This window comes from Alsobacter sp. P4_H11 (assembly GCF_056400925.1).
Genome location: NZ_JBFUKI010000004.1, coordinates 294550 through 308018 on the forward strand (window position 1 = coordinate 294550; position 13469 = coordinate 308018).

12 protein-coding genes are annotated in these 13469 nt (G+C 68.1%); 10 read left to right on the forward strand and 2 right to left on the reverse strand.

All coding sequences use genetic code 11. The annotated features are described in order from the left end of the window. Positions 1 to 2: 2 nt before the first annotated feature. The 3 genes from hflK to AC1DSZ_RS09120 all read left to right on the forward strand — a co-directional run bounded on the left by hflK (position 3) and on the right by AC1DSZ_RS09120 (position 3910). A complete protein-coding gene (gene hflK / locus AC1DSZ_RS09110; protein WP_476838056.1) occupies positions 3 to 1136 on the forward strand; it encodes an FtsH protease activity modulator HflK in 1134 nt (377 codons plus the stop codon). Beyond that, positions 1133 to 2098, forward strand: a complete 966-nt coding sequence (hflC, locus tag AC1DSZ_RS09115; RefSeq protein WP_188519050.1) for a protease modulator HflC — start codon at positions 1133 to 1135, stop codon at positions 2096 to 2098. The genes hflK and hflC overlap by 4 nt, the downstream gene beginning before the upstream one ends. 312 nt (positions 2099 to 2410) lie before the next feature. Beyond that, positions 2411 to 3910: a DegQ family serine endoprotease gene (locus tag AC1DSZ_RS09120; RefSeq protein ID WP_476838057.1), complete on the forward strand. Its 1500-nt coding sequence runs from the start codon at positions 2411 to 2413 to the stop codon at positions 3908 to 3910. A gap of 622 nt (positions 3911 to 4532) precedes the next feature. On the opposite strand, the gene serB is transcribed toward AC1DSZ_RS09120, so the two are convergent. Next, positions 4533 to 5447 (reverse strand): phosphoserine phosphatase SerB, encoded by a 915-nt coding sequence (serB, locus tag AC1DSZ_RS09125; protein ID WP_476838058.1) that lies wholly within the window; start codon positions 5445 to 5447, stop codon positions 4533 to 4535. Positions 5448 to 5480: 33 nt separating this feature from the next. Here serB and miaA point away from each other — a divergent pair, with 33 nt between their 5' ends. The 6 genes from miaA (at position 5481) to AC1DSZ_RS09155 (ending at position 11535) form a co-directional block, all read left to right on the forward strand. Then, a complete protein-coding gene (gene miaA / locus AC1DSZ_RS09130) occupies positions 5481 to 6428 on the forward strand; it encodes a tRNA (adenosine(37)-N6)-dimethylallyltransferase MiaA (protein WP_476838059.1) in 948 nt (315 codons plus the stop codon). 75 nt (positions 6429 to 6503) lie between these two features. Beyond that, on the forward strand, positions 6504 to 7577 hold the full coding sequence (locus tag AC1DSZ_RS09135) for a hypothetical protein (RefSeq protein ID WP_476838060.1): 1074 nt from the start codon (positions 6504 to 6506) through the stop codon (positions 7575 to 7577). Between the two features lie 221 nt (positions 7578 to 7798). After that, positions 7799 to 9559 (forward strand): acetolactate synthase 3 large subunit, encoded by a 1761-nt coding sequence (locus tag AC1DSZ_RS09140; protein WP_476838061.1) that lies wholly within the window; start codon positions 7799 to 7801, stop codon positions 9557 to 9559. Between the two features lie 47 nt (positions 9560 to 9606). Further along, complete coding sequence (locus AC1DSZ_RS09145) at positions 9607 to 10287, forward strand: glutathione S-transferase family protein (protein WP_476838062.1); 681 nt, start codon at positions 9607 to 9609, stop codon at positions 10285 to 10287. A 36-nt stretch (positions 10288 to 10323) separates the two neighbouring features. After that, a complete protein-coding gene (gene ilvN / locus AC1DSZ_RS09150; RefSeq protein WP_371875801.1) occupies positions 10324 to 10863 on the forward strand; it encodes an acetolactate synthase small subunit in 540 nt (179 codons plus the stop codon). A 30-nt stretch (positions 10864 to 10893) separates the two neighbouring features. Continuing rightward, on the forward strand, positions 10894 to 11535 hold the full coding sequence (locus tag AC1DSZ_RS09155) for a glutathione S-transferase family protein (RefSeq protein ID WP_476838063.1): 642 nt from the start codon (positions 10894 to 10896) through the stop codon (positions 11533 to 11535). Positions 11536 to 11559: 24 nt separating this feature from the next. Here the strand turns inward: AC1DSZ_RS09155 and AC1DSZ_RS09160 are convergent, their stop codons facing one another. Continuing rightward, complete coding sequence (locus AC1DSZ_RS09160; RefSeq protein ID WP_476838064.1) at positions 11560 to 12108, reverse strand: DUF924 family protein; 549 nt, start codon at positions 12106 to 12108, stop codon at positions 11560 to 11562. A 238-nt stretch (positions 12109 to 12346) separates the two neighbouring features. Between AC1DSZ_RS09160 and ilvC the strand changes: the two genes are divergently transcribed. Continuing rightward, positions 12347 to 13366 (forward strand): ketol-acid reductoisomerase, encoded by a 1020-nt coding sequence (gene ilvC / locus AC1DSZ_RS09165; RefSeq protein WP_188519042.1) that lies wholly within the window; start codon positions 12347 to 12349, stop codon positions 13364 to 13366. Positions 13367 to 13469: the final 103 nt, after the last annotated feature.

A 13469-nucleotide genomic window follows, 5' to 3' on the forward strand; every position in this document is an offset into this window, starting at 1 on the left:
GGATGCCGTGGAGCAATCAGAGCGGCGGGGGAGGACCCTGGGGGCCGCGCAAGCAGGGACCGTGGGGAACGGGCCCGCAAGGCGGCGGCGGTGGCAACGGCGCTCCGCCTGATCTCGAAGAGCTCCTTCGGCGCAGTCAGGACAAGCTCCGGCAGGTGATGCCGGGCGGCGGCGGCATGGGCGCCAAGGGCGCGGCCGCGATCGCGCTCGGCGCGGTGCTGCTGTGGCTGGCGACCGGCTTCTACACCGTGCGACCCGAGGAAGTCGGCCTCAACATGGTGTTCGGCCGCTACACGGGCACGACCCAGCCGGGCCTCAACTACAATTTCCCGTCGCCGATCGGCAGCGTCGAGAAGCGCGCCGTCACGACCGTGAACACCACCGAGGTCGGCTATCGCAGCGCCGAGGGCGCGCGCCGGAGCGTCGGCTTCCGCGACGTCAGCGAAGAGAGCCTGATGCTCACCGGCGACGAGAACATCGTCGACATCGACTTCGCCGTGCAGTGGCAGATCAACCCGGCCCGCGCGGCCGACTACGTGTTCAACATCCAGGCGCCGGAGGCCTCTGTGAAGGCCGTGGCCGAAGCCTCGATGCGCGAGGTGGTGGGCCGCCGCAACATCCAGCAGATCCTCACCACCGATCGCGGCGCGATCGAGAACGAGGTGCGCCAGCTGATGCAGGACGTGCTGAATTCCTACAAGGCCGGCGTCGAGATCCGCCTCGTGCAGCTGCAGAAGGTCGACCCGCCGCAGCAGGTCATCGACGCGTTCCGCGACGTCCAGGCCGCCCGGCAGGACCAGGACCGCGCCCGCAACGAGGCCGAGACCTACGCCAGCAAGGTGGTGCCCGAAGCGCGAGGCGAGGCCGCCCGCATCGTCCAGGAGGCCGAGGCCTATCGCGAGCGCATCATCGCGGAGGCGAATGGTTCGGCGAGCCGCTTCAAGCAGGTCTACGAGGAATACCGCAAGGCGCCCGACGTGACGCGTGAGCGGATGTATCTGGAAACCATGGAGCGCGTGTTCGGCGCCTCCGACAAGATCATCATCGACACCAAGAACGGCAACGGCCAGGGCGTGGTGCCCTATCTGCCGCTGAACGAGCTCCAGCGCCGTCCGACGCAGGGAGCGCAGAAATGAACTCGACCACCCGCCTCGTCGCCATCATCGTGGCGCTGCTCGCCGCGGTGCTGCTCTACAGCTCCACCTTCGTGGTCCGGCAGACCTCGCAGGCGCTCGTGTTCCGCTTCGGCAAGGTCGCCCGGCCGCCGATCACGGAGCCGGGCCTCTACGTCAAGGCCCCGTTCATCGACGTCGTGGTCGACCTCGACAAGCGCATCCTGGATCTCGAGCTGCCCTCGCAGGAGGTCATCGCGTCCGACCAGAAGCGCCTCGTGGTGGACGCCTTCACGCGCTACCGCGTCATCGACGCGCTGCGCTTCTACCAGAGCGTCGGCACCGTGAGCGGCGCCAGCGCGCGGCTGACATCCATCGTGAACTCGACGGTGCGCTCCGTGCTCGCCGATGCGAGCTTCACGGGCGTGGTGCGCACGGATCGCCAGACGCTGATGCACAAGATCCGCGACGACGTGAACCGCCAGGCCAACGGGCTTGGCATCGAGATCGTCGACGTGCGCCTGCGGCGCGCCGACCTGCCCGAGCAGAACAGCCAGGCGGTGTTCCAGCGCATGCAGACGGAGCGCCAGCGCGAGGCGGCGGACATCCGCGCCAACGGCTCGCAGATGTCGCAGACCATCAAGGCCAAGGCCGACCGCGACGTGGTGGTGCTGCGCGCCGACGCGACGCGCCGCGCCGACGAGCTGCGCGGTAACGGCGAGGCCGAGAAGAACCGGTTGCTGGCCGACGCCTTCAATCGCGATCCGGACTTCTTCTCCTTCTATCGGTCGATGCAGGCCTACGAGGCGTCGATGCGGTCGGGAGACACCCGGATGGTGCTGTCGCCGGACTCGGACTTCTTCCGGTACTTCGGCGATCCCGTCGCCAAGAAGGACCAGCAGCGTCTGCCCGCCACGCTGGCCCCCGCGCCCGCGCCGGGCGTCTCGACCGCGGCCCCGCCCGCGCCGGGCGAGCCGAAGCCCTGAGGCTTGGGGTGACCGGGCGCCTTCTCCCCTCGGGAGAAGGTGGTCCGAAGGACCGGATGAGGGTCTAGCGGCTGGGCTTGCACGGTTCAGTCCCTCATCCGTCAGCTTCGCTGACACCTTCTCCCGGGGGGAGAAGGGCTGCGCACCTCGGTGGTACGCATCCCCTGGGTCACGAAGCAGACAGTTGGCGCGCAGCCTCTCGTCCGCGTCCGCATTCTGCCCTAAATTGATGGCAACGGTGGGTGGCAGAGTTTCCCGGGCCGGCCGCGAACCCGCGCCGGTCCGAACACCCGAACACGACAGAGGATGCCCATGGCCAAGCCTTTCCTGATCACCCTGCGTCGCACGGCGATCGCGGCTGTCGCGGCGACGGCCATAGGGGCCGGCGCGGTCGCGGCGCCCTCCGTTGCGTTCGCACGCGGCGCGCCCGAGTCCTTCGCGGACCTCGCCGAGCAGGTGACGGACGCGGTGGTCAACATCTCGGCCGCGACCACGGTCACGGAGCAGCGCTCGGTGCCGACGCCGCAGCTGCCGCCGGGCTCGCCCTTCCAGGAGTTCTTCGACGACTTCTTCAACCAGCGTGGGCCCAACGGCGAGCAGGGGCCGGGGACGCCGCGGCCGCAGCGCCGCTCCAATTCGCTGGGATCCGGCTTTGTGATCGACGCTTCCGGGCTCGTGATCACCAACAACCACGTGATCGGCGACGCCAATGACGTGACGGTGATCTTCACGGACGGCCGCAAGCTCAAGGCCGAGGTGGTCGGCAAGGACGCAAAGGTCGACCTCGCGGTGCTGCGTGTGAAGTCCGACAAGCCGCTCAAGGCGGTGAAGTTCGGCGACAGCGACAAGTCGCGCATCGGCGACTGGGTGATCGCGATCGGCAACCCGTTCGGCCTCGGCGGCTCCGTGTCGGCCGGCATCGTGTCGGCGCGCAACCGCGACATCTCGGACCAGAGCTACGGCCACTACATCCAGACCGACGCGGCCATCAACAAGGGCAACTCGGGCGGCCCGCTGTTCAACATGGACGGCGACGTGATCGGCATCAACACCGCCATCCTGTCGCCGTCGGGCGGCTCGATCGGCATCGGCTTCTCGGTGCCGTCGAACATGGCCAAGCCGGTGATCGACCAGCTCGTGCAGTTCGGCGAGACCCGCCGCGGCTGGCTCGGCGTGCGCATCCAGAACGTGGATGACGCCATCGCGGAGAGCCTGGGCCTCGGCTCGCCGCGCGGCGCGCTGGTGGCCGGCATCGACGACAAGGGCCCGGCGAAGCCGGCCGGCATCGAGGCTGGCGACGTGATCGTCAAGTTCGACGGCGTCGACGTGAAGGAATCCAAGGACCTGCCGCGCATCGTCGGGCAGACCCCGGTGGGCAAGGAAGTGGCGGTCCAGATCGTCCGCAAGGGCAAGGAAGAAACCAAGACGGTGAAGCTCGGCCGCCTCGAGGACGGCGAGAAAACCCGGCTGGCCAGCAACAACAACAGCGCTCCCGAAGCCGACAAGCCGGTGGTGAAGCGTGCGCTCGGCCTCGAGCTGTCGCCCGTGACGGACGAGCTGCGCAAGCGCTACTCCATCAAGGAGACGGTGCGCGGCGTGGTGGTGAGCCGGGTCGACCCGAACTCGCCGGCCGCCGACAAGCGCATCCAGCCCGGCGACGTGATCGTCGAGGTGCAGCAGGAGCCGGTGACCACGCCTGACGCCATGACGCGCCGCATCGACGCGCTCAAGAAGGACGGCAAGAAGTCCGCGCTGCTGCTTGTCGCCAACGCCCAGGGCGAAGTGCGCTTCGTCGCGGTGGGGCTGGACTAACGAGACGCGATCGGCCCCCTCTCCCCGGCACCGGGAGAGGGCTGGGGTGGGGGTGGTCCAGCCGCTCCCCTCATCCGGCGCTTCGCGCCACCTTCTCCCCGTTTTGGCGCGCAAAGCGCGCCCGGGGCGAAGGGAAAAGGCGTCGAACGGTTGAGACATCCTCGCCGTCATTGCGAGCGCCAGGCAAGCAATGACGGCGAGGCGCTGAACGGCAGAGCCATCCTCCCGTCATCCCCGGCGGTGCGTAGCGCCGGGAAGGGGATCCAGAGCAGCCGCGCCCATGGCCCCTGGATCCGCTTCCCGGCCTGCTGCGCAGGCCGCCGGGGATGACGGCGAGGTGTTTGTCGTGGATGCCACCCTCGCCGTCATTGCGAGCGCCAGCGAAGCAATCCAGCCTGATGCCGGGCCATCAGACTGGATTGCTTCGCCTCCGGCTCCCAATGACGGCGAGGCGCTGAACGGCTGGGACATCGTCCCGTCATCCCCGGCGGCGCGTAGCGCCGGGAAGGGGATCCAGAGCAGCCGCGCCCGTGGCCCCTGGATCCCCTTCCCGGCCTGCTGCGCAGGCCGCCGGGGATGAAGGGGAGGGCGGTTTTGGTTGCGGCTTGCCTGCGGCGGAGCGTCAGGCCGCGAATTCGTCCAACCGGTAGCCTTGCGCGTACAAGAGCGCGGTGAGGTCGGCGTGTTCCACGCGCGCGTGGGCGGCGGCGGCCACTGCGGGTTTGGCCCGGAACGCCACTCCCAATCCGGCCTCATTGAGCATCGCGAGGTCGTTGGCGCCGTCGCCCACCGCGAGCGTGTCGGCGTGCGCGAGGCCGAAGCGGTTGCGCAGCTCGATCAGCGTGGCGAGCTTGGCTTCCTTGCCGAGGATCGGCTCGGCGACGCGGCCTGCGAGCTTCGTTCCATCCGTGATCAACACGTTGGAGCGATCCTCGTCAAAGCCGATCTTGCGCCCGATCGGCCCGGTGAACAGCGTGAAGCCGCCCGACACCAGCGCAGCGTAGCCGCCGTCGCGCCGCATGGTGCGGACCAGGGCGGAGCCGCCCGGCGTCAGCGTGATGCGCTCGGCGATGATGCGGTCCACTACCCCGGCATCCAGCCCGGCCAGCAGCGCGACGCGCTCCCGCAAGGCGGGTTCAAACGCGATCTCGCCCCGCATGGCGCGCTCGGTAATCTCCGACACGCGGTCCTTGAGGCCGACGAAATCCGCCAGCTCGTCGATGCATTCCTGGCCGATCATGGTGGAATCCATGTCGGCGAGGAACAGCCGCTTGCGGCGGGTCGCGACCGGCTGGACGATCACGTCCACCGGGGCGCCGTCCAGCGCCGCGCGGACGCGGTCGGCTTGCGCTCGGGCGTCATACGGCGCGTCGCCGCTCGCCGGCGGAGTGCGGAACGGGATGTCGGCCGCCACGCCCCGATTCAGCATGTGCGGAGAACCCGCGTCCGGCAGGACTTGCGCAACGCGCGCCAGCAGCGCATCGGAAAGAGCGGGGCGTTCGGGGCTCGAGACGAGCGTCGCGACGTGGTCGATCATGGGCCGAGGTGGTCCGGGCAGGAGCAAGGCGCCGTGGCGCAGGGTTATCAGGCGATCCTCATCGCAGGACCGACCGCCAGCGGCAAGTCCGCGCTCGCGATCGCGCTGGCGCGCCGGCTCGGCGGCGTGGTGATCAACGCTGATTCGATGCAGGTCTATGCCGATCTGCGCATCCTGACCGCGCGGCCGACCCCGGCCGAGGAGGCGACCGCGCCGCACCGGCTGTTTGGAACGGTGGACGCCGCCGAAGCGTGGTCGGTCGGCAAATGGCTGCGGGCGGCTGAGGCCGAGCTGGCGCGGGCGAGGGCCGAAGGGCTGCTGCCGATCGTGACGGGAGGAACGGGGCTCTACTTCAAGGCGCTGACCGAGGGTCTCTCCGACATTCCGACGGTGCCGGAGGACATCCGCGTGGCGGTGCGCACCGCCACGCAGGACGTGCCGACCGAGCAATTGCACGAGGAACTCGCGCATCGAGACCCCGAGACGGCCGCGGGGCTGCGGCCGAGCGACCGCCAGCGGATCATCCGGGCGCTGGAGGTGTTCCAGGCGACCAGGCAGCCGCTGGTGCGCTTCCACGGCGCCCGTGCGGGCGCCCTGCTGGAGCCGGACGCCTGCCTGCGGGTGTTCCTGGCTCCCGAGCGAGACGAGCTCTACCGGCGAATCGACGCCCGCTTCGACGCCATGGTGAGCCTGGGCGCGCTCGAAGAGGTGAAGGCGCTGGCGGCCCGCCGGCTCGATCCGGCGCTGCCCGCGATGCGGGCCCATGGCGCGCCCTGGCTCATGAAAGCGCTCGCCGGCGAAATGTCCCTGCCGGAAGCCATCCAGCGCGCCAAGGCTGACACCCGCCACTACGCCAAGCGGCAGTTCACCTGGTTCCGCCACCAGGGCGAAGGCTGGCTCTGGCTGGACCCGGCCGAAGCCGAGCGGGCCGTGCTGGCGAGCTGGAGCTTCGTGGAAGGCGCGCCGGTGGCGGCGCATTAACGCTGCGCCGCGATGCAACCCAGGGTGCGTGGTGCAATAAGTAAGATGAGACGATTCTACAGCCAGGAGGCGTGAATGCTGATCTGGTTGGCGCGGTTGCTGGTGATTGCGACAGGCGTTTTCATCGCTGTCGCGCCCTTGCTGGGGTACAGCACGGCAAATCTGGTCTTTGCGATGTTGGTGTTTTGCGGACCTGATCTGGTCTTGCAGCGCCTGGGCTGGGCCGACCAGAAAAACGGTCGTAAGCGACTCCGCGTCAGTTTCAGCATAGGCGGGGCCATTGCAGTTTGTCTCAGCTTAGCGGTTGTCGGAGCGTACACGACCACCATCAGGCTTGCGCTGGGCCAACACTTGGCGCCCGACTGGCATGACCGGGGGCTTTCTGACGTTCTGCTGGAGTTATTAGTTGCGCTTGGTCTCGCCTATGCGGCGGCTTACCGGTTCAGTTGGAATTCCGAGGGATTTTGGCGCGCCGCGCCGTTCAGGTCGGAATGTTTCACGCCGTGGCCGGCCGTTCGGAGCATCAACGACGGACGGATCACTCTTCACAACGGGCTGGAATTCAGGGTTCGCTCGGCTCCCATCGGCTGGAGTGAACTGTTGGCCGATGCTGAAGGCCAGGGTGTTCCCGTGGAGGCGATGTTCCAAGGCCGGTTCGTCGACACAGGTTCCGAAGCGCTCGCCGATGGCCGTTTCGTTCTCCGGCCCATGTCTGCCTATCCGTGGACGCTGGTCATCATTGGATCAGGCCTCGGGCTTGCCGTCGCTCTTCAATCGGCAGGAGCGCTCATGTGGGGGGAACTGTCCGGCGTCATGATCCTAAGCGCCGGGATCGGGATGATCTTGGGCACGATCCTCGTTTTCAGTTTAGTGGTCTACCACATCAAATACTGCTCCTTCGATTGGAGCCGGGACGAGATTGCCTTCACGGGGTTCTTCGGTCGCCGAACGATCCGCTTCGCGGACATCCAGACGTGCCGGTTCATGGGCGAGTTCTGCGTGATTTCGGCCGGCGCGGCCGGGCGGATCATCGTGCCGACGCGCATGCACGGGATCACCCAGCTGTTCCAGGACATCGAGCGCGCGCGGCCGGACCTGCCGCGCCAGGCGGAGCAGAAACTCGCCTATGCGATCATCGCCCGCGCTTGACGGCGTCTCCGCGGGCGACTACGGTCCCGCACGTTTTGCAATCGAGGGACGCGCGCGTGCGCAACATTCTTATTGTAACCGTGGCGCCAGAGACGGGACGGTCATAAGACCGCTCTCCCGACGATGGCGCCGTGTCCGAGGTCCCTAACGGGGCCTTTTTTGTTGCCCGAATGTCTGCCTCACCTCGAACGAACACTGATTGAACCGATGGGAGCGAACCGATGACCCGACAGATGACCGGCGCCGAAATGGTCGTCCAGGCGATGCAGGACCAGGGCGTCGAACACCTCTTCGGCTACCCGGGCGGCGCGGTGCTGCCGATCTACGACGCCATCTTCCAGCAGGACAAGGTGAAGCACGTGCTGGTGCGGCACGAGCAGGGCGCCGTGCATGCGGCCGAGGGCTATGCGCGCTCGTCCGGCAAGGTCGGCTGCGTGCTGGTGACCTCGGGGCCCGGCGCGACCAACGCGGTGACGGGCCTGACCGACGCGCTGCTGGATTCGATCCCGCTGGTCTGCATCACCGGCCAGGTGCCGACGCACCTGATCGGCTCCGACGCATTCCAGGAGTGCGACACGGTCGGCATCACGCGCCACTGCACCAAGCACAACTACCTCGTCCGCTCGATCGAGGACCTGCCGCGCATCCTGCATGAGGCGTTCTACGTCGCCTCGAACGGGCGGCCCGGGCCGGTCGTGGTCGACATCCCGAAGGACGTGCAGTTCGCCAAGGGCACCTATGTCCGCCCCATGTCGAACCAGCACAAGACCTATCGCCCGCAGATCAAGGGCGACATGGGCAAGATCCAGGCGGCCGTGGACCTGATCGCGTCCGCCAAGCGCCCGGTGTTCTACACGGGCGGCGGCGTCATCAATTCGGGCCCCGAGGCCTCGGCGCTGCTGCGCGAGCTGGTGCGGCTGACGGGCTACCCGATCACGTCGACGCTGATGGGCCTCGGCGCCTATCCGGCCGCCGACCCGCAGTGGCTCGGCATGCTGGGCATGCACGGCACCTACGAGGCGAACCTCGCGATGCATGACTGCGACGTCATGATCTGCATCGGCGCGCGCTTCGACGACCGCATCACGGGCCGGCTGGACGCGTTCTCGCCGAAGTCGAAGAAGATCCACGTCGATATCGACCCCTCGTCGATCAACAAGAACGTGCGCGTCGACATCGGCATCATCGGCGATTGCGGGCACGTGCTGGAGGACATGGTCCGCCTGTGGCGCAGCCGCGCCCCGCAGGTCGACAAGACGGCGCTGGGCGAGTGGTGGAAGCGGATCGAGGGCTGGCGCGCGCGCAACTGCCTCGGCTACCGCAACGACGCCAAGGTCATCAAGCCGCAATACGCCGTGCAGCGGCTCTACGAGCTGACCAAGGATCGCGACACCTACATCACCACCGAAGTCGGCCAGCACCAGATGTGGGCGGCGCAGTATTACCGCTTCGAGGAGCCGAACCGCTGGATGACCTCCGGCGGCCTCGGCACCATGGGGTATGGCCTGCCGGCGGCGGTGGGCACCCAGATGGCGCATCCGGGCGCACTCGTGATCGACATCGCCGGCGAAGCCTCGATCCTGATGAACATGCAGGAGATGTCCACCGCGCTGCAGTACCGGCTGCCGGTGAAGATCTTCATCCTCAACAATGAGTACATGGGCATGGTGCGCCAGTGGCAGGAGCTGCTGCATGGCGGGCGCTACTCGGAGAGCTACTCGCAGGCGCTGCCGGACTTCGTGAAGCTCGCCGAGGCCTATGGCGGCCACGGCATCCGCTGCTCGGACCCGGCCGACCTCGACCGCGCCATCATGGAGATGATCGACAGCCCCAAGGCCGTGATCTTCGACTGCATCGTCGCCAAGGAAGAGAACTGCTTCCCGATGATCCCGTCCGGCAAGGCGCATAACGAGATGATCCTGCCTGACTTCGAGGGCAAGACCGGCGACATCATCGACGCGCGCGGGCGCGAGTTGGTTTAGTTTCCGGGCGGGCGCGAGCCCGTCACTAGACGTCAGGAGCCCGCCCCATGAAGCTCGCCATCGGCAACAAGGCCTATTCGTCCTGGTCGCTGCGTCCCTGGATCCTGCTGCGGGCGCTCGGCGTCCCGTTCGAGGAGGATCTTATCCCGCTCGACACGCCGGAGTTCAGGCCGCGCGTGGAGGCTTACGGGGCGGGGCGGACGGTGCCGATCCTCGTGGATGGCGACGTCACCGTGTGGGAGACGCTGGCCATCATGGAGTATCTGGCCGACCGCTTCCCCGAGAAGGCGGTCTGGCCGGCGGACATCGCCGCTCGGGCGTACGCGCGCACGATCGCGTCGGAGATGCATGCGGGGTTCCGGGCGCTTCGCGCGGCCTGCCCGATGAACCTGCGCAAGCGCTACGCCGCCCGGGACCGCGGCGCGGAAGTCGCGCAGGACGTGGCGCGCGTCACGCATCTCTGGCGGCAGGCGCGCGAGCGCTTCGGCGCGAAGGCAGGCGGGCCGTTCCTGTTCGGCGCGTTCACGGCGGCGGACGCCATGTTCGCGCCCGTGGTGACGCGCCTGCAGGGCTATTCGATCCCGGTGGACGCGGATACGCGCGCCTACATGGACGCCGTGATGGACCACCCGGCCTTTGTGGAGTGGCAGGCGGCCGGCATGGCCGAGCCCTGGATCGTCGCGCATGACGAGGTGGACGAGCCGCAGGTCGGGCCGTTCAGGGGCTGAGAACAAGCAGAACAGCGAAGCGGGGCGACGATGAACATGCCGATGAAATCCCACTATTCCGACGCGCCGAAGACCCAGCCGCCGGCGCGCCACACCCTGTCGGTGCTCGTCGACAACGAGCCCGGCGTTCTCGCCCGCATCTCGGGCCTGTTCTCGGGCCGCGGCTACAACATCGAGAGCCTCACCGTCTCGGAAACCGAGCACGAGGCGCATGTCTCGCGCATCACCATCGTGACGACCGGCACCGGGCCGGTGATCGAGCAGATCAAGGCGCAGCTCGACCGGCTCGTGCCGGTGCACCGCGTGGTGGACCTCACCATCCAGGGCGAGGCGATCGAGCGCGAGCTGGCGCTCGTGAAGGTGGTCGGCTCGGGCGAGAGCCGGGTCGAGGCCATGCGGCTCGCCAGCGCCTTCGGGGCGCGCACGGTGGACGCCACGCTGACCTCCTTCGTGTTCGAGATCACGGGCGCGACCGAAGAGATCGAGCGCTTCCTGCGCGTGATGGCGGTGGTGGGCCTCGTGGAGGTGTCGCGCACGGGCATTGCCGCCATGGCGCGCGGCGCCGAGGCGCTCTGAAACAACGAACAACAGACCCAAGGAAACGCCATGACGTTGAAGCTCTACTTCTCGCCGGCCGCCTGCTCGCTCGCGGCCCACATGGCGCTGGAGGAAGCCGGCGCGGACTACGAGGCCGTGCGGATCAACTTCGCCGAGGCCGAGCAGCGTTCGCCGGCCTACCTGGCGATCAACCCCAAGGCGCGCGTGCCCGCGCTGGCGGATGGCGACTGGGTGCTCACCGAGGTTCCGGCCATCCTGCGCTATGTCGCGCTGACCCATCCGGCCGCCGGCCTGTGGCCCAAGGACGTGCGCGACGACGTGCGTTGCGCCGAGTGGCTGGCCTGGTGCTCCTCCACGGTTCACGTCTCCTACGCGCATGTGCGCCGGCCGGAGCGCTACGCGGCGTCCGACGCCGCCAAGGCGGAGGTGGTCGAAGCCGGCCGGGCCACGTGCCGGGACGTCTGGGCGCAGGTCGACGCGCGGCTCAAGGGTCGCGAGTGGGCGGCCGGCGACAGCTTCTCGGTGGCTGACCTTTATCTGACGGTGTTCTGGTTGTGGGGCCGCGGCCCGACTCTGGGCTTCGACATGGCGGCCGACTACCCGAACTGGACCGCGCTCGTGCGCAGGGTCACGGCGCGGCCGGCCGTGCGAAAGGTGTTCGAGAAGGAAGGGCTGGAGCTTCCGGCCTGATCGTCCGGAGGCTCAGGCCTGGCGCTAGCCCTTGAAGCCGTCGCCGGCCAGGAACGCGGCCTCCTCGGCGGTTGTGTCCCGCCCCAGCGCCGGGTTGCGGTGGGGGAACCGGCCGAAACGGGCGATGATGTCGCGATGCATCTTCGCCCATTTGGCGCCGTCCTCGTCGCCGGCGGCTTCATAGAGGCGGACGCAAAGGTCCTGCTCGGCGAGGTCCTCCGAATGCATGAAGGGGAGAAAGAAGAAGGGTCGCAACACCGGGTCGACCTGCCGGTCGAAGCCGCGCTCCAGGGCCGCGGAGGCGACATGGCGGGCCTTCTCGTCGGTCGCGAAAGCCTCGGCGGATCCGCGGAAGAGGTTCCGCGGCAGCTGGTCCAGCAGCAGCACGAGCGCGAGCGCGCCCTCCGGCGTCTCCGCCCAGGCGTCGAGCTTTCCTGCAGCGGCGGCCTGGCGGGTCGGTTCGAACCGCTCGCGCAGTTGCGCGTCGAAGGCGTCGTCCTTGGCGAACCAGCGTTCCCGGCCGGCCTCGCGCCAGAACTCCAGGATCGATGACGCGGCGGCGGGCTTGGGCATGTTTGTGTCCTGAAATGCGGCTCGCGGGCAGGAAAGCGCCGGAACGTAGAGCGCGGCGGAAACATCATTGCGCGGCGGCATGGCTGTTCCGCGCAGCCAACCTTGGCCTTGGGGCTTGTTTCACGGGCCCCTGACCAGTAAAGCACCGGCCGGACCTTCCTTCCACCACCCGGCCGGACGGAACCAGAAGCACGAGGGCCGAACCGCCGGGGGCGGGAGCCCAGGAGAGGACCAGACCATGCGCGTTTATTACGACCGCGACGCGGACATCAACCTGATCAAGGGCAAGAACGTCGCCATCGTGGGCTACGGCTCGCAGGGCCACGCCCATGCGCTGAACCTGCGCGACAGCGGCGTGAAGAACATCGCGGTGGCGCTGCGCGCCGGCTCGCCGACGGTCAAGAAGGCCGAGGGCGAAGGCCTCAAGGTCATGACCGTGGTGGAAGCCGCCAAGTGGGCCGACGTGGTGATGATGCTCACTCCGGACGAGCTGCAGGCCGACATCTACCGCGACGAGCTCGCCCCGAACATGAAGCAGGGCGCGGCCCTGATGTTCGCGCACGGCCTCAACGTGCATTTCAACCTCATCGAGCCCCGCAAGGACCTCGACGTGCTGATGGTGGCCCCGAAGGGCCCCGGCCACACGGTGCGCTCCGAGTACCAGCGCGGCGGCGGCGTGCCGACCCTGATCGCGATCCACCAGGACGCGTCCGGCAACGCGCATGACCTCGGCCTCTCCTACGCTTCGGCCAACGGCGGCGGCCGCGCCGGCGTGATCGAGACCACCTTCAAGGAAGAGTGCGAGACGGACCTCTTCGGCGAGCAGGTCGTGCTCTGCGGCGGCCTCGTGGAGCTGATCCGCGCCGGCTTCGAGACGCTGGTCGAGGCGGGCTACGCCCCCGAGATGGCCTATTTCGAGTGCCTGCACGAGGTGAAGCTGATCGTCGACCTCATCTACGAGGGCGGCATCGCCAACATGAACTACTCGATCTCGAACACCGCCGAGTACGGCGAGTACGTGACCGGCCCGCGCATCATCACCTCGGAGACCAAGGCCGAGATGAAGCGCGTCCTGAACGACATCCAGACCGGCAAGTTCACGCGCGACTGGATGCTCGAGAACAAGGTCAACCAGACCTCGTTCAAGGCCGTGCGCGCCAAGAACGCCGCCCACCAGATCGAGGAAGTCGGCGGCAAGCTGCGCGACATGATGCCCTGGATCAAGGCCAAGGCGCTGGTCGACAAGTCGAAGAACTAAGGCGCTCGCGGCCCTTAGAGCCTCGCCGGAAAGTCGTTCGAACACCCTCGATGCCCTCATCCTGAGGAGCAGGCCGTTTTTCGGCCTGCGTCTCGAAGGACGA